Source organism: Nostoc sp. NMS4 (genome assembly GCF_017115095.1).
Taxonomy (GTDB): domain Bacteria; phylum Cyanobacteriota; class Cyanobacteriia; order Cyanobacteriales; family Nostocaceae; genus Nostoc.
This window is the reverse complement of the sequence record NZ_JABXKI010000258.1, coordinates 1-26,644: the sequence shown is the minus strand read 5'-3', so window position 1 is coordinate 26,644 and position 26,644 is coordinate 1. Positions and strand designations below refer to the sequence as shown.

Here is a 26,644-nt window from a genome sequence, read left to right as displayed (position 1 = left end):
CTGGCTTAGTTATGTACGGACTGATTACCGTGATTCACTAAGCAACGAATCGCACGAATTTTCACCATCCAGTCACCTTGGGGAATAGAAATAGCTTTATGCTCCTCATGAGCTAGCAATGCCGACTCAGAAAAAACACGTAGGCATAGTGTGCCATATTTTTCAGATAATTCTGCCTTGCCCTCAGTAATCCGATGTTTATGACCCGTAGCTTCGCCTTCTGCCAAAGTTAAATGAGGTATTTTTTGTCCTTCAACCTGTTGCACAGGTAGTAAGATAACATCACCCTGACGAATTGGTTGCATGGTTTTGCTTTCCTGACATGGGTACAAATCCCAGTTCGCTTTTGCTCTCAAATTTGATTTAATTTTGGCACAAGCTTTATTAAAGTGGGGCATTGGGCATTTATTTTAAAAACTGTAGTCGCCAATTATGCGTTAGATAAGTTAAAGATTAAAATAGCTGGAAATTCAAACCCAGCGCACCCTCATTTATGCTCTGGGACAGGCTGGGCAATAAGTTCAGCGAATTTTCTCCCAAACAGGCAGTTTATGTGAGGATTAAATCACCGCCCTAAGCGTGACCATTTATCTTGACAATTTGCAAAAATTAACTCAATTTGACTGTTTAGCTTAGTAGCTATTCTTTTTTTTGGAATTTCCATGTCAACTCTCGTCATCGTCGAATCTCCAACCAAAGCTCGTACCATTCGCAACTACCTACCAGCAGGCTATCGGGTGGAAGCGTCTATGGGTCATGTGCGTGACTTACCCCAGTCAGCTAGTGAAATTCCTGCTGCCGTCAAGGGGGAAACGTGGGCGCAGCTGGGGGTAAATGTGGACGCCGACTTTGAACCGGTATATGTTGTCCCGAAAGACAAAAAGAAAATTGTCACCCAGCTCAAAGATGCGCTCAAGGATGTAGATGAACTGATTCTGGCAACGGACGAAGACCGGGAAGGTGAAAGCATTAGTTGGCATTTATACCAATTGCTGAAGCCGAAAGTTCCCACTAAGCGGATGGTGTTTCACGAAATTACCCAAGAGGCGATTAAAAAAGCTCTGAAAAACTGCCGCAATATCGATGAGCAGTTGGTTCGCGCTCAAGAAACCCGGCGGATTTTAGATCGACTCGTGGGTTATACTCTGTCTCCCCTGTTATGGAAAAAAATCGCCTGGGGATTATCTGCTGGGCGAGTCCAATCTGTAGCTGTGCGGCTTTTAGTTACTAGGGAACGCCAGCGCCGTGCCTTCCATGAGGGTACATACTGGGATTTAAAAGCTAGTTTGTCAAAGGAAAAAACCCCCTTTGCTGCCCAGTTGGTAACATTGGCAGGAACTAAAATCGCTAACGGTAGCGATTTTGACTCAACAACCGGGGAAATTACCGCAGGTCGCAATGTCTTGTTGCTCAATGAAGACCAAGCGGTAGCGCTCAAGGAACGCCTAACTGGGAAAACCTGGAGTGTTACCGACATGGAGGAACGCCCAGTGACGCGCAAACCGTCGCCACCGTTCACCACCTCGACGTTGCAACAAGAATCTAACCGGAAATTGCGCCTCTCAGCCCGTGACACCATGCGGGTTGCTCAGAATTTGTACGAGCAAGGGTATATTACCTATATGCGGACAGATTCGGTACATTTGTCAGATCAAGCGATCGCAGCTGCTCGGAGTTGTGTAGAAAAGCTTTATGGTCAACAATACCTCAGTCCCCAACCCCGGCAATACACCACCAAATCCAAAGGCGCACAAGAAGCACACGAAGCCATTCGTCCAGCAGGTAGCACTTTCCGCACCCCCCAAGAAACTGCTTTGGGCGGTCGAGAACTTGCCGTTTACGATTTAATTTGGAAGCGGACTGTGGCCTGTCAAATGGCTGATTCTCGGCAAACTCAAATTACCGTGCAATTGCAAGTGGAGGACGCTGGATTCCGTTCTTCTGGTAAACGGATTGAGTTTCCAGGATACTTACGCGCCTACGTTGAAGGTTCAGACGACCCGGAAGCCGCACTGGAAGACCAGGAAGTAATTTTGCCTAATCTGAAAGTAGGCGATCGCCCCAATTGTACAGAACTAGAAGCCGTTGGACACGAAACCCAACCGCCAGCTAGATACACTGAAGCAACTTTAGTGAAAACCTTAGAAAGCGAAGGTATTGGTCGTCCCAGTACTTACGCCAGCATTATTGGCACGATCATCGACAAAGGTTATGCCCATTTGGTGACTAACGCCCTTATTCCCACCTTCACCGCTTTCGCTGTCACCGACTTACTGGAAAAACATTTCCCAGATATCGTTGACCCCAGTTTTACCTCGAAGATGGAGCAAACCCTCGATGACATTGCCACAGGTGAAGCGAAATGGCTGCCCTACTTGCAGAAATTCTATCTGGGCGAAAAAGGGTTAGAAACTCTGGTAAAAGAACGGGAAAGCCAAATTGATGCCACCAAAGCTAGGACTGTAGAACTTGAGAATCTAGATGCCAAAGTCCGCATTGGTAAATATGGCCCTTATATTGAAGTCGAAAATGGTGACGGTGTAATCACTGCCTCAATTCCCAAAGACCTGACACCAGCAGACCTCGACCCCAAACAGGTAGAAATATTGCTGCGGCAAAAAATCACTGGCCCTGACCAGGTAGGTCGCCATCCCGAAACTGGGGAACCGATTTATGTGAAAATTGGCGCTTACGGGCCTTATGTGCAATTGGGTGACAAAACCGACGAAAATCCCAAACCGAAACAAGCCTCCTTACTCAAAGGTGTCACCCCAGAAACCGTTACCCTGGAAATGGCTGTTGGTCTGTTGGCACTACCCCGGACATTGGGTGTTCATCCAGTTACTGGCGGCAAAATCCAAGCAAGTTTGGGGCGCTTTGGCCCTTATGTCGTTCATGACCAAGGTAAGGAGGGGAAAGACTACCGCTCTCTGAAAGCTGCTGATAATGTATTGACAATTAGCTTGGAACGTGCATTGGAATTGTTATCTGAACCCAAAAAGGGACGCAGTTCCACCAACAGCAAGTCCAAGGCAGCCTTACGCGAATTGGGTACGCATCCAGAGGACGAGGAAACAATCAACATCTACGATGGACCTTATGGCCCTTACATCAAGCATGGCAAAACTAATGTGAGTATCCCAGAAGGTCAAACGGTAGAAAATATCACCCTGGCAGAGGCGCTGAACTTGTTAGCAGCGAAAGCATCGACCGGGAAAACAACTCGGAAAACGACTAAATCAACGACTTCCAAATCTAAGTCAACGGCTAAATCATCAACGACCACTGCGAAGAAAAAGGGTACAGAAGGGTAGTGGTAAGTCAAACAATTTTGGATTTTAGATTGACGATCGCGTAGCATTCACGAGGGAGGAGCGTCTTTTAGATTTTAGATTTATTTCGCCGACTCTTCTCTACGAGACGCTAGACCTAGCTTGCTTCTTTGAAAGAATACGGCAGAGTTAGGGGCATTGAAAGAGGCGGGTATGAACCCCAAAATTCTTTTAATCTAAAATCTAAAATCTAAAATTCTTGCTCAAGAGTCTATCTAAAGTCCGATTTTTAACTCTTGACCCTTCATACCCATCCTTGATAGGATACAGTTCGGTAGGTTGCAAGTGTGATACTCTAAAAAGTAAGGGAAAACACAACGTTAAGTTTTAGAAGTGGCTTATATCCCAAATACGGGATTGTGTATTAGCCCGATGAAAGCTAGAGGTGCGAAAGTATGTCATTTTCTGCGTACCTGTTAATCAAAAATTGAGGTAGTATCTCAGGAGCGGTCAGTTCATGGACTATATAGAAAAGGTGCTGGAAAAGCTTAAGGAATTAGCTCGGAGGCTAATTGAAAGCCTATTAGGGCCAGAGGCTGAACCGGAACCGGAACTGATTCCGATTCCTGTGAACGATCGCTCGCGTCGTCGCCACTAACCCCAAAGTGTTGAACTCGACGTTACAACCCTTAAGCATTCTGGTACTGCATGGGCCAAACTTAAATCTGCTAGGACAGCGAGAACCAGGAATTTATGGTACGTTGACACTAGCTGAAATTAACCGCCTGTTAGAAGAAGAAGCATTCAAGTTACAGGCGAAAGTTTTTCCTTTGCAGTCAAATCATGAAGGAATTTTGGTAGATACTATTCATGGCGCGTTAGGGCAACATCAGGGAATTCTGATTAATGCAGGAGCGTACACCCACACAAGTGTGGCATTACGAGATGCGATCGCTGCTGTTAATTTGCCCACAGTCGAAGTACATTTGAGTAATATTTACCGCCGGGAAGATTTTCGCCATCATTCGTACATCGCCCCTGTTGCGATCGGGCAAATAAGCGGTTTTGGCGTTCATAGTTACTTGTTGGGCTTACAGGCACTAGTGCATCATTTAAGAAGCATATCACCATGAAAAATCAATTGATTTTAGATTTTAGATTTTAAATTGAATAATTTAATCCCAAATCCCAAATCTAAAATTCTATGCGTTACTCTCCTATAAGTCGGTTTAAAGGAACTTTACTCGGAGCATTCTTGGGGGGAAGTTTGGCTTCTGATGGTAAAGTACAGTTTGAGAGTTACCTAGATTTAGGCAGAATGGCGATTCTGGGTATCGAGAGTTTGATTGCCTTGGGTAGATTAGATTTAGATGATTGGATAGAGCGTCAGCAAAAAGAATCTCCTCATTTAGTAACAACTGATGAAATTTCGATCAAAATAATTATTGCCACATTACCAGTAGCACTCTTTTTTCACGAAAATCCAATTAAGCTGCGACAAAACTTGCTGCTTGTGCTGAAAATCTGGGAGGATGATCCAGTAGTCAGGGATGGAACACTAGCAGTAGGATATGCGATCGCTCTTGCCTTAACTGAAAAACTCGACCCTCTAACTCTTATCCCACAAACAATTTCTTTTATCGGAGAAACACCGACATCAATACCAAATAAATTATTAAGAGTCCAGAATTTATTAGAGCAAGGGGCTGGATTATCAACGATGCAAGCTGAGTTTGCTAAAGAAGAAAAACTCAGTAACACCATTGCTATGGCATTTTACTGCTTTTTGAGTACCTTGGAAGACTTTCGCCTGACAGTTTTGCAAGCTACTCACAATAGCAATTCTCAAGTGCAAGATGCTACGCTTCTAAGCTCACAGGCTACAGGTGCAATTACTGGTGCTTTATCGGGAGCATACAATGGTACAGGCGGAATTCCTGTAAATTGGCAAGTCTTGCTCTTACAGAGGAATTCTCCAGTATGGGGACTAACTAACTTTTCCCAAATGTTAGAATTGACCGATGCATTTGTGGGTGTGTGGTCGGGAGTGTATAATCTTACCTTAAACCCAAAAGAGTTAACAGAGGAGGGATGTGAGGTGGCTCCGCTTTCAGTTTACGCAGCTCCTCGCGTTATTCGATCGCGTTCATCTTAATTAACCAGATCAGGGGTTAAAAGTAGGCAAACTTCCGCCATCGTGTATTAGTCTCATATACTAGAATTTTTCAGTAAACCCTCGGACTGATTCTGTAGCTAGCTATTGTGGCAAATCAGGAATAAAAAAGCCCCCGCCACCGAGTTGCAGCAGCCGCAGATCGAACTTTCCTGATGATTGTCTTTTTTTGAAATATCAAAGTTGGCAATTGCAGGTAGAGATAATGAAAATGCATCAATTTTTGCAGTTCTTGAACCAGCAATTGACTCACTGGCGGCGACAGTACAAAACACTACGCCGTAAGGGAAAGTTAATGAGAAGTCCCAAATGTAAAACCCATAGAAGGGAACTTCTAAGGACTATGCTCAAGAATGTATTCCTGTTTTTATCAAAAACCAATGAGAAAAGCGAACGCCGAAAACAAGAAAGAGCGCTAAGGTTAAAGGCAAAATCGCTTAAAACTAAGAGTAGCATTTATGCAGTCGCTTTAGATTGGGCATATAAACAGCGTTACTCGGTGATTTTGGCGATCGCTGTAGTGTCACTAACTGGCATTATTGGACATAAATTATACAATCAGACTCAACTTCAAATAGGATATCTCGCGCCCCAAACGATTACAGCGCCTTACACAGCCAGCATCGAAGATCAGAAAAAAACCGAAGCCGAACGCAAAGCTGTCAGCACAAGCTCCTTACAGGTGTTGATGCTTGATGCACGAATGAACGAAAAAATCAACGAAAATTTGCAAAAACTTCTAGATAATGGTGACGAAATTCGCGCTGTTGCTGGAGCTTTTCCTTTTTTTGATCCTGTACTTTTATCCATCTCTACCCAACGTTACCTCCGCTCTTGTTCTGAATTGGAATGGCAAGCACTGCTATCGGCTGTAGAAAATAGTAAAAATCAGCAGCAGAAGGGAATTGGGCAAACCACCGCTTCATCCAATCAAAAACGCCAGCCGCGCATCACATCTAAATCTGATACCCAAAATCTAGAGAAGACAAAGCCAGTAGATTTTTCTCAAAACACTGGTTTTACTCAAGGAGTAGCAGAACTAGAATCTTACCGTCTCACAACTTCTGAGAAAAGCTTGTCTTTACTGATTGCCGAAATTTCCCAAACACGTCAAAGATATACTCAAGCTACTGCCAAACTTTTAAAGTTAGAGACTGTTAACCCAGAAGCAGTATATGAAAAATCTCTACTTTTGGATTTGTCAGATGTGGAATGGCAAAAAACACAAATGGGAATCCATCAGAGTATAGAACGGATTCTCGCCCAAGGCATTCCACAGGGATTACCAAAAAATATCTTACAAGATGCGGTGAGTTTGCAATTAAAGACCTTTGTACCAGAAGACGCTGAAATTTTGGCAAAAAACCTGTTGCTATCTGTACTCAAGCCGAATCTGCAAAAAGATGAAGAACAAACCAGACAAAACGCTCAAAAGGCGGCGGCTGGTGTGCCACCTGTGATGGTGAAGGTACGGCGTGGTGAGGTGATTGTCAGAAAAGGAGCGCAGATTACTGCATGGAACTTTGAGGTGCTGGAGCATTATCACCTGATTCGTCGGGAGGTAAAGTGGCAGGAGTTGGTGAAATTAGGAGGCGTGATTGCGATCGCAATTGGCATTTTTGTCTGGGTAGAACGCCATATTGATTACGAATTGCGACAACGCGATCGCCTGTTGGTGTTATTGCTAACTCTGAGTGTGCCTGGAGTGATTACAATTGGTTTGCCCTATACCACCTGGAGCGCCCTTGGTTTATTGTTAGGAAGCTTTTACGGCCCGACTTTGGGATTGACAGTTGTCGGCCTGCTGTTGCCGATATTAGGCATTAGCTTGGATATGAGCAAGGCTGCGCTTTTAGCTGGTGTTGGCGGAGGAATATTAGGCAGTTACATTGCCCAACGATTGCGATCGCGTGAAGAGTTGGCATTATTAGGCGTTGCGATCGCCTTAACTCAGGGCGGCATTTACCTGGTTGTTAAAATCTTAATTGGCCAAGTATTTGGTTCAACTTGGTATATTGTCTTCCAAGAAGCCGGTTTATTTGCTTTATCTGGCTTGGGATGGAGTGTTGTCGCCTTGGGCTTGAGTCCTTATCTAGAAAAAGTTTTTGATTTAGTTACCCCAATTCGCCTAGCAGAATTGGCGAACCCTAACCGCCCTTTATTAAAACGACTCGCTACTGAAACTCCGGGAACTTTTCAACATACCTTACTTGTGGCTACCCTTGCTGAAGCTGCTGCCAAAGAATTAGGATGCAATGTTGAACTAGTCAGGGCTGGGACATTATATCACGATATTGGCAAAATGCACGACCCTCTTGGCTTTATCGAAAATCAAATGGGAGGGACGAATAAACACGATACTGAGATTAAAGATCCTTGGAAGAGTGCAGAAATTATTAAAAAGCACGTAAGTGAAGGGTTGGTGATGGCGCGTAAACACCTTTTACCTACGGCGATTCAAGCTTTTATTCCAGAGCATCAGGGAACGATGCTGATTGCTTATTTTCATCATCAAGCCCAGCAAATGGCTCAGTCAGATCCAAGTTTAACAGTAGACGACGCAGATTTTCGCTACGATGGTCCGATTCCTCAATCACGGGAAACCGGAATTGTCATGTTAGCAGATTCTTGTGAAGCAGGGCTGCGATCGCTGCAAGCATCAGCTAAACCTTTAGGAGAAAAGCGATCGATTAAAGATGTCTCCACAGAACAAGCTTTAGCAATGCTCAATAATATTTTGCGTGCCAAATGGCAAGACAATCAACTCGTAGATTCAGGACTAAAACGGGAAGAGATGTCACAAATTGCCCAGATATTTGTGGATGTTTGGCAGCAATTTCATCACAAACGCATTGCTTATCCTAAGTTGAAGGCTAGTAGTACTGCACGGAATTCGTAAATGAAAGGTTTCCAAAATGTTGAATTGTTATTTCCTGACTTATCAATCTTAAAACCTGAAGAAATTATTATGAGTTAAACAAAAATGGCTACTTTAACTATTCGTTTACCAGACGAAAAACACAACAGATTAAAACAAGTCGCAAGTCGCAAGTAAGTTTTGTAACGGGGATTTAGACCCCCCCATAAAACTTGCGGCTTGATAGAAGCCGGGGAATTAAACCCCCAAACTTTGTTAAAAAAACTTGCTCAAGCTAAAGGCATAAGTGTAAATAAGCTGATTGAAGAACTTTCCACCATAGCTCTAGCAGAATTTGAAGCCATGTCGTAAGGTCAGTATCGTGAGTGGGTAAGGAATTTTTAGATTTTTTCTTTTCTATATGCCAATATTTTGCATAAACTAGATATTCATAAATCAGCACTCAAGCAGCGAGGTAGTCTGACTTGCTGGGTGAGTGACGAAGTAATTGAACAATGGCGCAATGAACAGAAGACAGGACAAAAGAGGGCATCTAATTATTACAATGACATAGCGAGTACATTCCTCTTTTTTCAGTTTCTAAATGAAATAATTGAACTATTTTTAAGGATTCTGAACTTAGAGAATATTAAGGCGATTTCGTTAAACGATAAAAACTGTCAGAACGAATCTGATTGCCATTTCGCCAAACCTCCACTTTTTCTGGAGTGATTAAATAATAAAAACTACCATTATCTGCTCGATATCTGCCTTTACCAATATTCAAAGCTGTTATCTTTATAGGCTTGCTTGGGGCTTGCTTTAATTGCCCAATATAAAATAATTGACCATTTTCTTCACAGACTTTTACACGAGAACTTGCAGTCTCACCTTCAATAAGACTAATTCCATTACATTTAGTATCAGTGCTTATAGGTGCAAAACTCATTGGAATTGACTGTGAAGGTGAAACTTGATTTGCTACTGGGGGCGGGGAAACTGGGCGGTTCGGGTTATCCACTTGCTGAACTTTAAAACCGGAGTCAACCCTTGCAGTTACAGATGTCAACAGACGAAGAGGATCAACTGCTATTCGACTACTTGTATGAACCTCAAAGTGTAGATGAGGTGCTGTACTATTGCCTGTAGATCCCATCTCGGCAATAATTTGACCTTGAATGACCTGTTGACCCTTACTCACCAACAAACGGCGATTGTGGCCATAAACTGTAATGCTGCCGTCGAGATGTTTAATAGTTATGGCATTTCCTAATCCCCAATCATCCCAACCTGCTTTGACAACTGTACCGGATGCCGCAGCAACAATAGGCGTTCCAGATGCCCCCGCAATATCAATTCCTTCATGTTGATATTTGCGGAAGCCTTGAGAAATAAACCCTTTGGTTGGCCAGATTAAGTTAGAACTAGGGATAGGAGTTTGCCCAATTGGGGAATTGTCTGTTAGTTGTGTTAAGCCAGATGTAGCTGTACTTAATACAGTGGTTAAAGATATTAAGCCAATTAGTCCATAAGTACGGTATCGATAAAAAGTAGCTTTTTTCATAAGTTGTAAGTCTATTAGAATAATAATTTAGACACTTTCTGATTATTTGTTGTTTCAAGCTTACTCGGTAAATATCAGGAAATCTTCAAAAATAGGGTTCTATCGCTCCCTTTATGAATAATTACAGCACTTCCGGCAGCTATGAGGTACATCCTAAAAGCTGAAAGCAATGATAGGAGAGGGGCAAGGAGAAAACTATATTGCATAATAGCCGGAAGCGCTGTAATACCAAAATGCCAAGTTAATAAACTTCGTAATTTGAAATTTTCAAAGTTGCAAAAGCCATAGCCCAATCTTTTAATTAACTTGAAATCTTTCTCATTACTTCTTATACTTTGCCAAAGGCAATAACTACTGACGCTTGGTATTCAAGTAGAAAAAACCTAAAATTCTTTAAAAACAAGGGATTAGAGTTTTTAACTGGGATAGCCAAGAATCGCTTGTGTTCAGTTGATGATAAAAATTATACCCAAGTCCAAAATATAGAAATTCCAGAGAACGGTTTAGTTTCTGTCAATGCGTAAGTCCTGAAGAACTATCGGAACTGGGGATGAAATGGTAAAATTCCGGTTAGATGATAGTGATATCAATGTAATAACAATACCTATTGCATGATTATGCTGCCGCCTGACTAACCTGTGGTGAAGTTTAATGTCGTTGTTGTTAGTCTACTAGGTGGGTGAAATCGGCAACTAAATGACCTTGAGAGTTAGGGAAAGGAAGAATCAAATGACATTCCAAAAAATCCAGAAAAATGCTTCGGGAAATGCCCAAACACCGCAGACAACATCCCAGTTGACATCAAGACCCTTCGCGTTGCCGGCAAAACCGACGATAACAAAATCAACCGTACAGACAGAAATAGCCGCCCCAACTGTCCAGCAGCACCAAGAACAAACGCAGGAAATAGAAATTCAAAGAAAGACGAACTTGTTAGAAATCCCTGGTTTAATGGCAGAGAAACAAACAAAACTACCAAAAAAAAGAATTCAGGCAAAACTGACAATTGGGCAACCTGGGGATAAGTATGAGCAGGAAGCAGATACCGTGGTGCATCAAGTGGTGCAACGTCTTCATGCACCCATACCAAGCCAGAGGTTAGACATCAGCCAGTCTCCAAGTGAGATTGTCCAAGGTTTGAAAGCCAAGGTAGTGCAGCGATGTCTCCGACGGGCTTCTCTACGAGACGCTACGCGAACGCCTACGCGCCGGCATCAACAGCCAGAAATACAAACCCAAAAAACGAATTTGCTCAAACGACCAGCAGTAAATATCCAGCGCCAGATGATGTCGTCAGAAAAACTGCAACCTCAACCGATGCTTCAACGACGACAGCATAAGCATAGCGGCAATGGAATGACAGTTGCACCTGATTTAGAAGCATCGATACAACAAGCACGCAGTGGGGGACACTCATTAGCAAAAAAAATCCGGCAACCGATGGAGCAAGCGTTTGGGGCAGATTTTAGTAGAGTGAAACTGCATACAGATGCGACATCAGACCAATTGAATCAATCAATACAGGCAAAGGCGTTTACAACAGGAAAGCAAATTCAGCGTGCTTCAGACACATGGAAGTCAACTAAGAGAAATGTATCGCTTGCTTCATCACCAACTAAATGGAATAAAGGCCAACAAAGAGAAAAAACTCGCGGACAGATTCAAGAGTTGTTGACTGACGAACAGATTAGTAAAATGGCTACCGATATTGAGACTAAGATGCTCAAAGAAGGTGGAGAAGTATCTTTAATGCTTGAAAAAGAGTATATTGATGCCATTCAACCTTATCTGCTCAAAGACCAAGGATTGAAAGATACTGCTAATACTGAAGCAGATCAACTGGTGCAGGAACTGAAAAATGAAGATACAGGCCAAAATTCTGACTTAAGAAAAAGTCAATCGCCAACAGTAAAACAACAAGAAAAAGTACAAGAATATTATCGAGATATCGAAGATGAAAAACTAAATAAAAAGAACAACAAGGTTGTCGGACTTACAAGAAGGGCGCGACGCAAACCTAATGTTAACAGAGATATAAACAAAGAAATTGCTAAAAATTTATCAAAGTTAGCCTCTGAAGAGGGAATTAAAAAAGCGAGCGCTCAAAGTATCAAAGAAAAGATTGAAGAACTTAGAACTAAAAAGTTAATCTATACCGCAGCTTTGGAACGCGGTCGACAAAAACTAGCAAGTGGGATAGGTGTAATCAAAGTTGCTGATAAGATAGAATTTAGTGAAGGTTTTGAGGATTGGAAAAAGAATGAAGCAAGGCTTGAACAAGCAGCCAAAGAAAAAACCTTATTATCCGATGAACTATCTATAGCTCATAAAAAAGAAAAAATAATCAAAGATGAAGAAAGCAATGAGGAAGAAGACATATTCAGTTTCTTCCTCGATGAAGAAACTGAAAAAGCAGCAAAAGACACCGAGATAAATAATTTAATCGAGAACAAAGAACAAGACCTGCAAAATATTAGCCACGAAACAGAAATAAGTAAAGCTAAGGTAGATGAAAACATCCAAGGAGAGAAGGAAACAATTGATAAGTCGATGACAAAAGCAGCTCTAAATGTAACAAGAGATCAAATAAAAACAATTGTCAAACAACTGAAAAATCAACTAAAAAACCAGGAGAAAAATAATAAGAAAGATCCGTTAATCACAGCCAGTTTAATGGAAGCCAAAAATTTGATCGCAGAAAAAAATGAAGAGCAAGATCAAATTGGTTTATTTTACACTTTTGTTTTTGAGGAAGATAAAAAAGAGGAAGATAAAGAAGAGGAAGATAAAAAAGATAAGGAAGATAAAAAAGAGGAAGATAAAAAAGATAAGGAAGATACAGAGGGTAGACGTATTAAGAAACAGGCAGTTCAAACAACTCTAACAGGAAATCACATAGAAACTGCCATAGCTCAACTTTGCACTTCAATAGACGTTGTTGTTCCAGATGTTGGCGATAAAAGAACAGTAGAAGTTCTTTTTAGGTTTCCAATTGATGGGACAGCAGAACGTCTGGGTTTTCGCTTGAGGGGTGAAGCCGAACGAGAAAGCGAAAGCAAACTAAAAATTAAGATAGAGTATACATTTGTTTTTGGATATGCCGATTTTATTCACGAGCTATTAGGTGAATTTGGAGGCTACGTTGAAGCTCAAAAAGGCTTCCTTGAATTTGAAGCAAAAAATAGTCAAGCACTTGGACATTTAATCTCTTATGGGTTATATCGAAGATTCAAAGAATCAAGAAGTATGCCCAAACAGTTTAGAAACTTCTTGTGGGGACGTGGACATGATAAGGGAGGTGAGGCTTGGGCTGCTGCTGCAGAGCAGCAAGAGTTTGCAAATAAAGATACGAATGTGATTACCGGGGAATTAATAGGTGTCAGAGACAATGCTAACATTCCAATGGTCGGTAGTAATTCCCTGGTAACTAAATGGATAGAAGGCAAAAAACATAGTAAATCGACGATTGAGAAGGCAAAAGGCGAACTCGGCGCACCAGATATAAAGGAAGGTAAAACTAAAACTAAAACTAAAACAACTGGCAGTTCATACCGAAAAATTGAAGCCAGAGATAGGTTTGATATATCATCGCCCCTTGCTCACTTAGGTATGACTCCATTTGTAGATTTAAAACTTACAGCGAATTGGAACCCAACCGAAGAATCTGGTAAGTTTTACAAATTTGATTGGGTTACACAAGACTTTGAGAAATTTGAGATCGAAGGCAGTTTGGAATGGCGAGTAGGAACTTTAGGCAGCCCAGACTACATAGCTACCATAGCATCTGCTGCAGTTGTAGCGATCTTGAATAACTTTAGGCCATTCGCAGAGAAGGCACTTGACAAAGAAAAAAATCTCAAAGACGCAGGTGCCAAAAAATTAGGTAGACTACTCAATGGGTTAGAGAGTGTAGGGCACTTAAGTTCAGGCATAGTTCTTTCTCAACCAGCGCTTGCAGCTAGCTATGCAGGTATGGCGAAAGATCCGACTCTGACGTTAAATACACCAGGGTTTGCACCAGAGTTATTCAGAACCGCAACCTTTAGTAATCTGGGTGCCTTAAGCGCTGTAAGATTGTTCGTTAAGGCTGTTAGAAAGAATGAAAGTCCGTGGGAGATAGCATTTAGCTTTGGTACCCTTACCAATATTTCATTTACAGTTCCAACTCTCTTGAATATCACTATTGAGAACGTCAAGAATCCTGCTTACCAGTTTGCAACATTAATACTCGATGATGCAAGCAAACAGCCTATTAAAGCAGTGAAGTCGGCTGACAAATCAGATAAGGAAAGTATTCCAGATGACAATCCATATACTTCGATTCCAATTAAAGGTGATGGAAACTGCTTCTTCCGTGCTGTTTCGAGGGGATTGAAACTGCAATATGACATAGATATGGACGACAAAAATCTGCGGCAAACGGCTGTTACGCATTTGAGAAACAATCGAGCCAATTTTGAGGAGAGTTTTCTATCTGCTGGTGAACTGACTTCTTTACGTAAAACTTTTCCACAGTTTAAAAATGTAAAGACTTATGATCAATATCTCGCGGTGATGGCAAAGGATAAAATGTGGGGTGGTGAAGTTGAGGCTCTCGCATTAATGGAGGAACTGGAAACAAACATCATAATCCATAGAGCAGAGAATCCTAAACCTATTTTCGGCAGTCAAATAAACGACCAAGGAATACATTTGCAGTTTGTGAGTAACAATCACTTTAATTTATTGTTACCTGTGAGAATTTAATTTACTGAAATCCTTATTTAATAAGGGTTTTGCTAAATCCCACTCTGATTCAGACTCGTCAATATTTAGATGCGTTTGCCCTGGCGTAGAGGTGGAGAGACGATCTGAAATTACAGTTTTTAGAACAATAATAATGGAGAGAGTAATGATTACTGAAGAAGACTTAGCCCAACAATTTACCCTAATTATTGAGCAAGCTTGCACTACTCTTTATACGAGTCCAAAATTCCACTGCGAATCATTAGTTGTGGCCAAAACAACACAAAAAATACCATCCATGTTCCTACAGGGATGGAAACAAGAATTGTTAGCCAGATAGTTTTAAATAGCAACCAGCTACCACCAATCAGTATTACACTTGTGAGAATTATAGACCAGGGCTGACACCACCAAGGTTTGTAGTTCCAAGGACTTATGGGCTTTTGTTCAGACATTGATTTTATTTAGTCAAACTCCAATATGAATTGTTTTGATAGATTAACAAAATTGCGACTTGCGACTTGCGACTTCTTTAAGTTTTATCGTACTCTATTTTTCCATAGTCAAGTTTGATCGTTCTGTCTGCTAAATAAAAATAGCGATCGTCATGGCTAATCACCAACACTGTTTTACCCCGCGATCGCAGTTCTGGGAGAAGTTGAGTGTAGAATATTTCTTTGAATACTGGATCTTGATCGGCTGCCCACTCATCAAATAGATAAATTGGTCGATCTTCCAAGTAAGCTGTGAGTAAAGCTAGCCGTTTTCGTTGTCCTTGAGAAAGAGCAGTTGTAGAAATTTGTCCATTTTCCACTTTCACCTTATGGTCTAGTTGCAGTTGTTGTAAATATTTTGTGGCTTGAGCATCCAGGTGAGAATTTTTTAATCCCAAAAGTTCTTCAAATAAATAAAAGTCGGAAAATACCACAGAAAAATGCTGACGATACCATTCTCGATTCTGTTCGCTAATTAACTCATCATCAAACCAAACTTCGCCGTTTGCTGGGACATAAAGCCCAGTAATTAGTTTAGCTAATGTAGATTTACCGCTACCATTACCACCAACAATAAAAACTAATTCTTGAGGATATAGTGTCAATTCGATAGGCCCAAAAATAAAGCTATTGTCTTCTTGTTCTGTGTAGTAAGTGTGGGTAACACTTTTAAATTTTAAGCTGTGCCAGTTAGATTTTATGGGAGGTGGAACAGTAGATATTTCAGTTCGACTAGCTAGAGATAAACCCAGTGATTCAATTTTTTGTAAAGCAATGCTGGCTTTGCTTAATAGAGGAAGTTTGCTAATGATGTTATCCATTGGTAACACCAAGTAAGTGAAGGTCAAAATATAGCCAGAAAGAGTTTCGGGATTGATGGTAAGTATATTAGGCAGTACAAACAGTACAAAACCGAGGGCAAAAAAGAATATGAGTTGACCCCAGCTTGAAGTTATGGCAAAAAGGCTTAGACCGTTAACGTTGTGATGACGGAACTCGTTAGCAGTTGATTGTAGTTTCTCTTCTAAAAAGTCTTCACGCCGCTTGTAGTTTAGTTTGAGTTCCTTGACTCCTTCGGTAATAGTGCGAAAATGTTTAAACAGCTGATCTTCATCTTCACGAGCTAGAGCTAGCAATTGCCCACCTCTGTTGAGTAGCCACTGACAACTAGCGATCGCAACTACTGCAATACTACAAACCATCAGCAATACTAACCAAGAGAGCCAGGTTATATACGTTATACAACCCAGGACGATCGCTAAATTAATAAAGATAAAAGGCATCTGATAAACAGCTTCAGCCACCGCCTGAATATCTTCTGTTAAAGTAGCCAATAATCGAGGATTCCCTAAGCGTTCCAGATGACTCAACTCCGAAGCGAGAATCTGGCGACTTAAACGCATCCGTAATTGTAAGACTGCATTCTGAGAAAGACGAACTAGCATCACTTGAGAAATGATACTGGTAACTAATACAACTATTGCCAGCCCCCCAAAACCCCAAATTATGGATGTGAGGCGGGAAGCACTACTGCTACTTGCAGCATGGCTAATTAAGGCAATCAACCCCGCACTACTACCGCCACTCAAGAATCCCGTAGCGATCGCGATCGCTATCATCCCCCACGAAGAACGCAAAAGAAAGTAAATCAAATTCATGATAGATGCTTATGCCCCATGCCCCATTTTCAAGATAGTTATTTGCAGATCAATTTAGGTTGGTTGCGCTTCTAGGGTAAGTTTTCTATCTTACAGTAGACCAGCAAAAGTCTCCTAACACCTCACCCTAAAAGGCTGCGGGGAGGTTGGGGAAGATACCTCGGTGGATACCCGATAAGGCTCTTGACAGAGAAAAGTTAGCGACTCAAAGCCTTAAGACCGGCGTGATCCGTGAGCAATCGCCCGAATTCGTTGCAGGTATCTTTGAAGCATTGGTAGAAATGACGTTGGAATTCATTGCCCGCGAACCCAAGCGGCATGAACACTACAAGCGTGCGGGCTTCGAGACGCTATGGAACGCAATTTCGAGGCGATGATGGCAAAATCCTTTCAGATGTTTCCCGTGCCCTTGAAACAAAACCGATATTTTCAACCAAAGAGATTTTAAAATGAATTGGACTACGCAGAAGTTTGAAACACAGAAGTATGAAATGAATCACATTAAACGTAACTTACTCTCTCTTTGGCAACAATTCATTTTTGAGATGACTTTTTCAATCAAATCTGATCCGTGGAAATCTACCAGTCTCTACCAGCAGACAAAATATCAGCAGACTATTGATCTGCTAGGATGTGGTCAAATTACGCAAGCACTAGAGCTAGGCTGTGCTGAAGGCTACTTAACAGCATTACTTGCTCCTCGCGTTGACAAGCTCATTGCTGCTGACATCTCTCAAATTGCTCTAAAGCGGGCTAGAGCTTGTTGCAGTAACCAGAAACTAGAGAATATCAACTTCCTACAACTGGATATGAATCATGATCTACTTCCTCAGAGCAATGATCTTATCGTTTGTAGTGAAGTTCTCTACTATATCAATGGACAAAAAGCACTGCAAGCTGTTGCTCAAAAACTCGTAGATGCCCTTAACCCAGGCGGCTACTTACTTGCGACCCACAGTCTCCGCGTTAATCAGGAGCCTTCGCGTCATAGGTTAGATTGGCTTTTGCCATTTGGTGCGATTTTCATTGGGGAGATTCTTGCTTCCACTTATCCTCTAGTACTGGTTAGGGAAATCCGAACACCTCGTTACCGAATACAACTTTTCCAATACGCTAGTCCCACGAAGGTTGTTTCCCCTTTCAGTCTCCCCGAAATAACTGAACTGACGCAATTTCAGCTACCTCAGTGCGAGGATGGAGTTCTAGACGGGTTTTCATTAGCATTTCTCTATAATCAACTAGTTAGCCTATTTAACACCCGTCGATGACTAAGATGCTTAAGACGCTGTTCTCGCCGCAGACATCGCATCTTTACTATACCTGTTTTTTGTAACTCCACATCTTCTGTTTTTTATCAATCCACGTTCCTTAACTTTGATTTATGCAAGAACTCTAGTTAAAAACTTCGGAAATATCGCGGTAAGCTAATTAGAATTACGCTGATAATGTGTTCGCACAGCGTCTCCTTGTCTGTGCGTAAAATTATATACTGGGGAAATATACCTATGAAAAAAACTTTGTTTCTCAGCCCTCCTTCCTTCGATGGGTTTGATGGTGGCGCAGGTTCTCGATACCAAGCCAAGCGCGAAATTACTTCCTTCTGGTATCCTACATGGCTGGCGCAACCGGCAGCCCTTGTGCCTGGTAGCAAGCTGATTGATGCACCACCACACGATCAAACAGTAGAAGATGTCATTGAAATTGCTCAAGATTACGAACTAATTATCATGCACACCAGCACGCCTTCACTGGCTAATGATGTGAAGTGTGCCGAGACAATCAAAGCTCAAAACCCTAATGTCCAAATTGGCTTGATTGGAGCGCACGTAGCAGTATTACCAGAGCAGACGCTGAATGAAAACCCAATTATTGACTTTGTATGTCGTCACGAATTTGATTATACCTGCAAAGAAATAGCCGAAGGTAAATCTTGGGAAGAAATCACAGGTCTAAGTTACCGCGATCGCCAGGGTAATATACGTCATAATGAAGACCGCCCCTTGATTCACGATTGGGATTCGATGCCCAGTGTATTGCCGATTTATCACCGCGATTTGGATATTACTAAATACTTTATCGGCTACTTGCTGCATCCATACATTTCCTTTTATACTGGGCGGGGCTGTCCGGCAAAATGTACCTTCTGCCTTTGGCCACAAACAATTGGGGGACACCTATACCGCACAAAAAGCCCGGAAGCAGTTGGGCGCGAGATGGAAGAAGCCAAAGCCATCTTCGGCGACAAGGTGCGAGAATATATGTTTGATGACGACACCTTTACTATAGACAAACAGCGTGCGATCGCAATTAGCGAACATCTGCGGCGACTGAAACTGACTTGGAGTTGTAACGCTCGTGCCAATCTCGACTATGACACCCTGAAAAAACTACGCGATAATGGCTTACGCCTACTTTTGGTCGGATTTGAATCTGGCAATCAGCAAATTTTAGATGGGATAAAAAAAGGAATCAGGTTAGAAGTGGCGCGGAAGTTTATGGAAAATTGTCATAAACTTGGCATTACTGTACATGGCACTTTTATCATTGGTTTACCTGACGAAACCCCACAAACAATTGAAGAAACAGTCCGGTTTGCTTGCGAGATTAGTCCGCATACAATTCAAGTTTCTATTGCGGCTCCCTATCCCGGAACAGAACTTTATCGTCAAGCACAAGAAAATAATTGGTTTAGCAACAGTTCTTTAGTTGCTAGTTCAGGAATTCAAATGTCTACATTGCAATATCCAAATCTCTCCAGTGCTGAAATTGAGGATGCTGTTGAGAAGATGTATCGTAAGTTTTACTTCCGTCCCAAAGCGATTATCCCAATTGTGGGTGAAATGCTCACCGATCCCCAAATGTTAGTACGCAGATTGCGTGAAGGGCGAGAATTTTTCTCTTACTTGAAAGACCGTCGGACTCAAGCAACTACTAAAGCACAATCAGTAGTTGTTGGTTAGTTGTTGGTTGTTTTTATTTATCGGAACCTTAAAAATCCAAAACTTATGCAAGCACAGCGATTCGCCATCATCAATGGTGATGATTTTGGTTTCTCTGATGGAGTTAATCAAGCAATTATCAAAGCACATAAAGAAGGAGTGCTAACTAGTACCAGCCTGATGGTGAGCGCTGATGCTGCAAAAGAGGCTGTCACTTTGGCAAGCAATCATCCAAATTTGGCTGTTGGTCTGCATCTTGTGTTGATATGCGGTCGCTCTGTCCTACCGCCAGAGCAAATTCCCCATTTAGTTGACAAAGAAGGTAACTTTTGCAACAGTCCATTTTTTGCTGGTTTGCGCTATCAATTTGTTAAGGAAACCCATCAAGAATTACGCCAAGAAATTCGCGCTCAATTAGAAAAATACCGTTCTACTGGTTTACCTCTCTCTCATGTTGATGGACATTTGCATTTGCATATACATCCAGTAATCTTGCGTATTTTAGTTGACTTGGCACCAGAATTTAATATTAAAGTTATTCGTCTTCCCAGTGAAGAACTGGGGATGAACTTGAGAGTTAATCGCAGTCATCTACTAACAAAGCTAGTTTGGTCAGGGGTATTTGGCAGACTCCGCCGCTATGGTGAGAAACTGCTAGAGTCTCAAGGTATTAGCTTTACCCAAAGAGTTTACGGTTTATTGGAAACTGGTGGCATTACAGAGGAATATTTACTTGGGTTGATACCCCAAATCCAAGCAAACTTGGTAGAGATTTACTCTCATCCAGCGATGCCTACGGCGGGTTTAGCTAACGCAATTCATGACAATCCTTTAAATGGAGCAATCGGAGAAGGCGAAGCAGAACTTGCGGCATTATTAAGCGATCGGGTACGCGAAGCACTCCTGAATAATGGCTTTGAAATTACCAATCACCATTTTCTTCAGAATGGGCTACGCTAACAGAATTCAGGAGTAAAATACGCTTTATACTTGGGTAACAGACGAATCTTTGTGTACCAACTTAAAATCTGCTGTAAATTTGATTTACCAGAATTTTTCATTTAAAGGTAATAGCTTTGTCATCCAAATTTCATTTAATGTACATATAAAAACCCTAAACTTATCGGCAGTAAATCTAAAAAATGCTAATACTAATTGCCTAGTAATCAATAGCTATGTTTGCATCTACTTTTTTAACAAATATTCATCAGGTAATTAGTGATTTTTTGCTAATTTTGTGCATATCATCTGTTTTATTTTATTGCTATGCAATTTATGCGGCAATAACTTTCTTTGCTGCTCCTTTGCCAATCGATCGAGAGTTTCATCCACCTGTTAGTATCCTCAAACCCATTTGTGGAGTCGATAGCAATGCTTATGAAAACCTCGCCTCATTTTGTCAGCAAGACTATCCCAAATATCAAATCATCTTTGCTGTGCGAAACTCTCAAGACCCTTGCATAGAGGTTGTAGAGAAAATTATCCACAATTTTTGCGATTTAGATATTTTGTTAATTGTAAGCGATCGCGTCATTGGTACAAACCTGAAAATTAGCAACTTAGCCAATGCCGCAGCCAAAGCTAAATACGAAATTCTAGTCCTTGCTGATAGTGACATTCGAGTTGGAACCGACTATTTACAAAGAGTTATCCAGCCATTGCAAGACGAAAAGGTAGGTGTAGTTACTTGTATGTATCGAACCTTAACTCAAGGATGGATATCAATATTAGAAGCTATTAGTACCACTACTGAATTTCAGGCTGGGGTTTTAGTCAGCAACATCAAGGAAAATGGTATAAAATTTGCCTTTGGTTCCACCATTGTCATCCCGAAAAAAGTACTAGAAGCTATCGGTGGATTTGAAGCGATCGCTGATTATCTAGCAGATGATTTTCAACTAGGCTATCTACCTGTTCAAGCAGGTTACAAAGTTGTACTTTCTGACTACATAGTTGAACACGTACAGATAAGTAACAACTTAGTTGATGCTATCAGACGGCAGATTCGTTGGGCGCGTGGTAAACGAGTTTCTCGTCCTTGGGGTTATCTAGGACTAATTTTTACCTATGGTATTGTCACCAGCTTGTTGTTGCTGATTGTCACCAATGGTTCAATACTAGGATGGGTAGGACTATTTATCTGCTGGACAACAAGATTGGTGATGGCTTGGGTTGTTGGTACTATCAGTTTTAAAGATCCAATAGTCAAAAAGTTTCTGTGGCTCGTTCCTGGGTGCGACTTGTTAAGCTTTGTTATTTGGGGTTTTGGCTTTATTGGCAACACTATAGAGTGGCGAGGACAACAACTCAAGCTAACTAAAGATGGAAAGCTATTAGTACCAGAAGATAAAAATTATCAATTATCAATTAAGGTTTTGACTAATAGGGGCGCATAGCAGTACTACCCTAGCGCGTGTTGCATCCAAATTAGAACCGCTATTATATATACAGCAGATTTCAAGGAAAGTGAGCTACACAAGCTAAGTCTCAAAAGCAGGTATAAAGAGTGTTTTACTCCTGTTAGCGTAGCGGGGCGTTAGCCCATTCTGAATTCTGAATTCTGCTGTATTTCAAAACCACATCAAATTCAAGTTCATCTATGATCACAAAGCCTTGGGATGCTCAACTTGCTTACTGGCTAATTAAACCTCTAAAAGACAGTTGGGTAAACCCCAATGATCCCACCACAGTGTGGCTTTTGACAGGGTTGGCGGCTGCGATCGCCCTCGCCGTTGGTGATGCCATTTGGGTTAACATTGGGGCAATTTGGGTTTAAAATTTTTGGAAAATATTTTTGGTAACTTCTAAGAGGATGTTTTAAAAGTAGTTTACTGTGATTTGAAGCACTTATTGATCCCCCTTAGCCCCCCTAAAAAAGGGGGGAACCGGAATCAAAGTCCCCCTTTTGAAGGGGGATTTAGGGGGATCTAAAACGTTTTGTTACCAAGAAGAGGACTTTTAAAACATCCTCTAAGCCTTAAAACTCAAGATTTGCTGGACGATCGCTACACCTGATAGTGCTTGAAAAGCAAACAACAAGAAAACTATCATATTAATGATGGCGTGAGTTTTTCGTGCCCATTGGGAGTCGCGTTGTTGCATGAAGGGAACAAGTGCCGCTGCAATGCTAATCAACAAGATTATGCCTAATCCAACCCATAGATGAGGAGAAAAAAACAATTTTCCATTATTAATGTAGGTGACAGTCAAGCCAAGGATCGCGCCAAAGACCATCAGTGCTAGCCATACAGAACCTATTTTATAGTGAGATATTGCAGACTTGCCTCGATTTTTTGGTTCATCGCCAGGTTTTTGGGTGCGACGCGATCGCATCCCTAAATATGCCGTATAACCATATAGCCCTAACAAGCCAAACATCAAAATTGGATGTGAAAATGTTAATAGATTATCCACGTTGATTATTAGTATCTGTAGATATACTTAAAACAAAAGTTTGCTATTTCCAAAAACTTTCTGATAATAGCGCTCTAGCTAATAGCTATTTGGGAAATCCAATTTCTAGCACAGTATCAAAAGTGATTTAGAATTACGCAGCTGCCTTACCAAAGCAAAAACTAGACGCAACGATGCCGCCAAAGATGTCTTCCTGATGATACACACAAACGCCTGCGTCATACTGGGCCGCGCCAACTGCAACCATCAATGGTAGTAAATGGTCTTCCTGTGGGTGAGCTAATCGTGCAGCAGGTGCTTTAGCCCAATGGATCAGTTTATCAACTCGCTGTCTTGGCTCGGATTGCACCAGCGTTTTTTGAAGCCAGTCATCAAAATGCTTTGATGCTTCTGCACCATTTTGCCCAAAATTCCTGAGATTGTGATAACTCAATCCGCTACCTATAATTAGTACGCCTTCTTTTCGCAACGGAGCTAATGCTTGTCCCACTTGCAAATGAAGTTTCGGGTCATAGCCTTGCTTAAGCGAAAGCTGAACGACGGGAATCTGTGCTTCTGGATACATTGGGTACATCACCGTAAAAGTACCGTGGTCAAAACCGCGATCGCAATCAAGACGTACCGAATGTCCAGCACCCTGAATCAGCGATTGGACGCGAAGTGCTAGTTCCGGCGAACCAGGGGCACTGTACTTAACTTGGTATGTGTGCGCTGGGAATCCCGAATAGTCGTAAATCATTGGGGGATTTGGACTCGCCGAAACAGTGAAGTCTTTTTCTTCCCAATGTCCCGAAATCACTAACACTGCCTTGGGTGTAACCCCTAATTGGCGAGGCATATCCTGCAACGAAGTTTTGAGTTGAGCGAACATTTGACCAAATTGGTCTTTCATGTAAGGCCAGGGGCCTCCACCGTGGGAAACAAAGTAGGTCGGGAAGGTAGTTATCATATTGCAATTCTCTTTGACGGGATTTTATCTTAGTGGCTATGGGGTCTATTAGGAGACGATTTAGTATTCATATAACTCACTATATTCGTATACTATTAGGTCAGCAATAAGCAAAATATTGATAGATCGTTTCTTATTAGTTAATGATGTTGTGGCAAAATGGATACATTAGTTAGTATGCGGGTGTTTCGCAAAGTAGTAGAACTGGAGAGCTTCGTTGCTGCCGCCGCACGTATGGAAATGTCTGCTGCAATGACTAGTAAACACGTTATGCACTTAGAGCGGCACTTGGGCGGTCGCTTGCTAAATCGCACCAGTCGGCATCTAAGCTTGACTGAAATCGGGAAAGTGTATTTTGAACAATGTTGTGAAATGTTGGATAGCCTGGATGAAGCAGAAGCATCAGTCAGCCGAGCAGCCATTGTACCCAGTGGAGTGCTAAAAATTAGCGCTCCAGTCTGGTTTGCTAACCGGAAATTCACGAAAGTACTTGCTAATTATCACTCCCGGTTCGCCGCAGTCACCTTAGACATTGACTTGAGTGGGCGAATAGTTAACTTAGTAGAGGAAGGGTTTGACCTAGCATTGAGAGTGACCCAATCCCCTGGTAGCAATCTGATTGCACATCCGATCGCATCCATCCAATTTTACATGGTAGGCTCTCCGTCATACTTTCAAAAAGCTGGATACCCTTTAAAGCCGAAAGATTTATCGCAGCACGCGATGATTACTTATTCGTTACTTTCAGAGGGTGAACTGGCTGTTGAAGGACTAACCGGAAAAGAAAGCGTTAAGATTAAGTCGTCGCTGCTGCGGACTAACAATGAAAATCTAATCCACGACGCGGCAATGGATGGGATGGGTTTGGCATTCTTACCGACTTGGCTGATTGAAGACGATATTGCCTCTGGACATTTAGAGAGGGTAATGCCGGATTATCGATTTCCATCCCCTATGCTTTACGCTGTGTACACCAGCCGCAAATATCTTTCATCAAAAGTACGAACCTTCGTTGATTTTATTGCTGAATCTGGCCAGTTAAAATGATCTCGCCTCACGTTATTCTAAGGTTAAGGTTCCCAGTTCAGAAGTCGTTTTAATTATGATCCAGGCAAAGGAAATTGTAGAAGCTGCGCATGAAGTGTATGATTCCACAGGCGCACAAGCCTCCGTCTCTGCGGGCATCTCCTTTGCCAAGATTGCCTTTGAAAAAAGACCATCCGTAGAGACGCGATTCATCGCGTCTTTACCCAAGCATGTGTTGCAATCATTAATTGAATTGGTAGTATAAGTTATACAAATTCTCATAAAACATTCAAAAGTGGTAGATAAAATTGAACTTATTTACCTAATTGGCGCAGCGTGATTGTGAATGGTCGAGCCTCACGCCTCACTGAAAGTGAAGAAATCGATCGCGCAATGCACTCGATCAAAGAGCGCAATACAACGCTGTCACCTGCGATCAATCGAACTTGGATTGATGCTGAGGGACGTTCAGAAGCGATCGCAATCTACCGCATCCATGAGAGTGAAATAAGTGGACGAACCACTGATGGAGTTAGCAGTCAGTGAAAATTAAGATGTCCCATTCTTGCGTCAATTATTTAGCTTTTCCTTTTTACACCCAATTGACTTGGTAATTTGTTTGGGGGGTGGAGCGATCGCTTTGGTTTGAACAGTTAAAGTTTTTCAATCGACCCCAACGAGTTATTCAATCTAAATTAGGAAAACCTCTTTAAGAAAATGATGCTGCTCGTCTACCCAGCATTGTTACTGATTGCTGATGAAGTACCCAAATATCGTGTTGAAGTACCCAAATATCGTGTTGAAGTACTTAAATATCGTGTTGAAGTACTCAAATATCGTGTTGAAGTACTCAAATATCGTGTTGAAGTACCCAAATATCGTGTTGAAGTACCCAAATATCGTGTTGAAGTACCCAAATATTAGTTAATTTTATTCTTGATGCTTTGTTGTAAGCTCCTTTGAGTAGGTAGTTTTTCTGCTTAACTTGCAATAAAGCCAAAATCCAAAATGATGTTTAACCAAGCTTCTGAGTATCTTAAGCAAAATGCTGAAAGAATTATGCAAATATGGGAAGTGCGGGCGCGTTATGAAGTCGCTGCATCAATCCATCAGGTTCTGGGAGCGATCGTGTTGTTCTACGTGACTGCGGCTGAGAATGTAAAACGAGTGTTTTATAGCCACGTAAAATTTTAATCTCCTTACGCAATGGTAATTACGAATTAGATCGTGTTCAGTTGATTACTTATAAAATGTCATTGCGATCGCTTCACTCGCAATGACAACTATTTATTCAAACATGATATTACTTCATGCAAAAGAAAACTGCTGTATTCCGAATGATTTTAACAAGGCATCAAAGCATTTAATCTCCCCAGTACTGCCATATCTTCTGCATCTAACTCCGTTGGAATACCACTGCGAATTAGTTCCGAAAAGTCTTCATTGGGAACCATCACAGTTAACGTGTACAAGCGAGTAGAACCAGTGTTTTTAATCAAATGAGTCCCAGTGGGAGGTACTAATAAACTATCTCCAGCTTTGATCGTGGCACTCTTGCCGTCACACATAGCGA

The 26,644-nt window shown here is 41.7% G+C and carries 25 protein-coding genes and 1 pseudogene; 19 read left to right on the top strand and 7 right to left on the bottom strand.

The features are described from left to right. Positions 1 to 5: 5 nt before the first annotated feature. A complete protein-coding gene (locus tag HWQ37_RS23725) occupies positions 6 to 398 on the bottom strand; it encodes a hypothetical protein (protein ID WP_292751638.1) in 393 nt (130 codons plus the stop codon). 264 nt (positions 399 to 662) lie between these two features. On the opposite strand from HWQ37_RS23725, the gene topA reads away from it, so the two are divergent. The 6 genes from topA (at position 663) to HWQ37_RS23695 (ending at position 8,674) form a co-directional block, all read left to right on the top strand. Next, a complete protein-coding gene (topA, locus tag HWQ37_RS23720; RefSeq protein WP_292751635.1) occupies positions 663 to 3,314 on the top strand; it encodes a type I DNA topoisomerase in 2,652 nt (883 codons plus the stop codon). 475 nt (positions 3,315 to 3,789) lie between these two features. Then, a complete protein-coding gene (locus tag HWQ37_RS23715) occupies positions 3,790 to 3,930 on the top strand; it encodes a hypothetical protein (protein ID WP_012410890.1) in 141 nt (46 codons plus the stop codon). 7 nt (positions 3,931 to 3,937) lie between these two features. Next, positions 3,938 to 4,405 (top strand): type II 3-dehydroquinate dehydratase, encoded by a 468-nt coding sequence (gene aroQ / locus HWQ37_RS23710; protein ID WP_292751632.1) that lies wholly within the window; start codon positions 3,938 to 3,940, stop codon positions 4,403 to 4,405. Between the two features lie 71 nt (positions 4,406 to 4,476). Beyond that, positions 4,477 to 5,427, top strand: coding sequence for an ADP-ribosylglycohydrolase family protein (locus HWQ37_RS23705; protein ID WP_292751629.1), 951 nt, complete (start codon positions 4,477 to 4,479; stop codon positions 5,425 to 5,427). A 223-nt stretch (positions 5,428 to 5,650) separates the two neighbouring features. Further along, positions 5,651 to 8,344, top strand: a complete 2,694-nt coding sequence (locus HWQ37_RS23700; RefSeq protein WP_292751626.1) for an HD family phosphohydrolase — start codon at positions 5,651 to 5,653, stop codon at positions 8,342 to 8,344. Positions 8,345 to 8,542: 198 nt separating this feature from the next. After that, positions 8,543 to 8,674: a hypothetical protein gene (locus tag HWQ37_RS23695; RefSeq protein WP_292751641.1), complete on the top strand. Its 132-nt coding sequence runs from the start codon at positions 8,543 to 8,545 to the stop codon at positions 8,672 to 8,674. A gap of 277 nt (positions 8,675 to 8,951) precedes the next feature. Here the strand turns inward: HWQ37_RS23695 and HWQ37_RS23690 are convergent, their stop codons facing one another. Then, positions 8,952 to 9,866 carry a M23 family metallopeptidase gene (locus tag HWQ37_RS23690; protein WP_292751623.1) on the bottom strand — a complete coding sequence of 305 codons (915 nt, stop codon included), beginning with the start codon at positions 9,864 to 9,866 and terminating at the stop codon, positions 8,952 to 8,954. Positions 9,867 to 10,204: 338 nt separating this feature from the next. Between HWQ37_RS23690 and HWQ37_RS34895 the strand changes: the two are divergent. Together HWQ37_RS34895 and HWQ37_RS23685 are read left to right on the top strand one after the other, a co-directional pair. Further along, positions 10,205 to 10,375: pseudogene (locus tag HWQ37_RS34895) on the top strand (IS701 family transposase); the annotation flags it as partial. A gap of 220 nt (positions 10,376 to 10,595) precedes the next feature. Continuing rightward, positions 10,596 to 14,612, top strand: coding sequence for an eCIS core domain-containing protein (locus HWQ37_RS23685; RefSeq protein ID WP_292751620.1), 4,017 nt, complete (start codon positions 10,596 to 10,598; stop codon positions 14,610 to 14,612). Between the two features lie 203 nt (positions 14,613 to 14,815). Here the strand turns inward: HWQ37_RS23685 and HWQ37_RS23680 are convergent, their stop codons facing one another. Both HWQ37_RS23680 and HWQ37_RS23675 read right to left on the bottom strand, forming a co-directional pair. Further along, positions 14,816 to 15,046, bottom strand: a complete 231-nt coding sequence (locus HWQ37_RS23680; protein WP_292751617.1) for a DUF6737 family protein — start codon at positions 15,044 to 15,046, stop codon at positions 14,816 to 14,818. Positions 15,047 to 15,123: 77 nt separating this feature from the next. Further along, complete coding sequence (locus tag HWQ37_RS23675) at positions 15,124 to 16,743, bottom strand: cyclic peptide export ABC transporter (protein ID WP_292751614.1); 1,620 nt, start codon at positions 16,741 to 16,743, stop codon at positions 15,124 to 15,126. Between the two features lie 318 nt (positions 16,744 to 17,061). On the opposite strand from HWQ37_RS23675, the gene HWQ37_RS23670 reads away from it, so the two are divergent. The 6 genes from HWQ37_RS23670 (at position 17,062) to HWQ37_RS23645 (ending at position 22,458) form a co-directional block, all read left to right on the top strand. Beyond that, positions 17,062 to 17,196 carry a hypothetical protein gene (locus HWQ37_RS23670; protein WP_292751611.1) on the top strand — a complete coding sequence of 45 codons (135 nt, stop codon included), beginning with the start codon at positions 17,062 to 17,064 and terminating at the stop codon, positions 17,194 to 17,196. Further along, positions 17,193 to 18,011 (top strand): class I SAM-dependent DNA methyltransferase, encoded by an 819-nt coding sequence (locus tag HWQ37_RS23665; protein WP_292751608.1) that lies wholly within the window; start codon positions 17,193 to 17,195, stop codon positions 18,009 to 18,011. Before HWQ37_RS23670 ends, HWQ37_RS23665 begins: the two co-directional genes overlap by 4 nt. Positions 18,012 to 18,248: 237 nt before the next feature. Next, positions 18,249 to 19,703, top strand: coding sequence for a hopanoid biosynthesis associated radical SAM protein HpnJ (hpnJ, locus tag HWQ37_RS23660; protein WP_292751605.1), 1,455 nt, complete (start codon positions 18,249 to 18,251; stop codon positions 19,701 to 19,703). Between the two features lie 45 nt (positions 19,704 to 19,748). Continuing rightward, positions 19,749 to 20,642, top strand: a complete 894-nt coding sequence (gene hpnK / locus HWQ37_RS23655) for a hopanoid biosynthesis-associated protein HpnK (protein ID WP_292751602.1) — start codon at positions 19,749 to 19,751, stop codon at positions 20,640 to 20,642. Positions 20,643 to 20,857: 215 nt separating this feature from the next. Further along, positions 20,858 to 22,078, top strand: a complete 1,221-nt coding sequence (hpnI, locus tag HWQ37_RS23650) for a bacteriohopanetetrol glucosamine biosynthesis glycosyltransferase HpnI (RefSeq protein ID WP_292751599.1) — start codon at positions 20,858 to 20,860, stop codon at positions 22,076 to 22,078. Positions 22,079 to 22,281: 203 nt separating this feature from the next. Continuing rightward, positions 22,282 to 22,458 carry a hypothetical protein gene (locus HWQ37_RS23645; RefSeq protein WP_292751596.1) on the top strand — a complete coding sequence of 59 codons (177 nt, stop codon included), beginning with the start codon at positions 22,282 to 22,284 and terminating at the stop codon, positions 22,456 to 22,458. 194 nt (positions 22,459 to 22,652) lie between these two features. On the opposite strand, the gene HWQ37_RS23640 is transcribed toward HWQ37_RS23645, so the two are convergent. Together HWQ37_RS23640 and HWQ37_RS23635 are read right to left on the bottom strand one after the other, a co-directional pair. After that, on the bottom strand, positions 22,653 to 23,096 hold the full coding sequence (locus HWQ37_RS23640; RefSeq protein WP_292751592.1) for a DUF4079 domain-containing protein: 444 nt from the start codon (positions 23,094 to 23,096) through the stop codon (positions 22,653 to 22,655). Positions 23,097 to 23,229: 133 nt separating this feature from the next. Then, positions 23,230 to 24,045, bottom strand: a complete 816-nt coding sequence (locus HWQ37_RS23635; protein WP_292751589.1) for a DODA-type extradiol aromatic ring-opening family dioxygenase — start codon at positions 24,043 to 24,045, stop codon at positions 23,230 to 23,232. 159 nt (positions 24,046 to 24,204) lie between these two features. Here HWQ37_RS23635 and HWQ37_RS23630 point away from each other — a divergent pair, with 159 nt between their 5' ends. From HWQ37_RS23630 to HWQ37_RS23610, 5 genes are all read left to right on the top strand, one after another. After that, on the top strand, positions 24,205 to 25,092 hold the full coding sequence (locus HWQ37_RS23630; RefSeq protein ID WP_292751586.1) for a LysR family transcriptional regulator: 888 nt from the start codon (positions 24,205 to 24,207) through the stop codon (positions 25,090 to 25,092). A gap of 55 nt (positions 25,093 to 25,147) precedes the next feature. Continuing rightward, positions 25,148 to 25,336, top strand: a complete 189-nt coding sequence (locus HWQ37_RS23625; protein WP_292751583.1) for a hypothetical protein — start codon at positions 25,148 to 25,150, stop codon at positions 25,334 to 25,336. Between the two features lie 71 nt (positions 25,337 to 25,407). Then, positions 25,408 to 25,617, top strand: a complete 210-nt coding sequence (locus HWQ37_RS23620) for a hypothetical protein (RefSeq protein ID WP_292751581.1) — start codon at positions 25,408 to 25,410, stop codon at positions 25,615 to 25,617. Positions 25,618 to 25,788: 171 nt separating this feature from the next. Then, positions 25,789 to 25,995, top strand: a complete 207-nt coding sequence (locus HWQ37_RS23615) for a hypothetical protein (RefSeq protein ID WP_292751578.1) — start codon at positions 25,789 to 25,791, stop codon at positions 25,993 to 25,995. A gap of 84 nt (positions 25,996 to 26,079) precedes the next feature. Further along, positions 26,080 to 26,265, top strand: a complete 186-nt coding sequence (locus HWQ37_RS23610) for a hypothetical protein (RefSeq protein WP_292751575.1) — start codon at positions 26,080 to 26,082, stop codon at positions 26,263 to 26,265. 149 nt (positions 26,266 to 26,414) lie between these two features. On the opposite strand, the gene HWQ37_RS23605 is transcribed toward HWQ37_RS23610, so the two are convergent. After that, on the bottom strand, positions 26,415 to 26,644 hold a 230-nt coding region (locus HWQ37_RS23605; protein ID WP_465249716.1), incomplete at its 5' end, for a cupin domain-containing protein.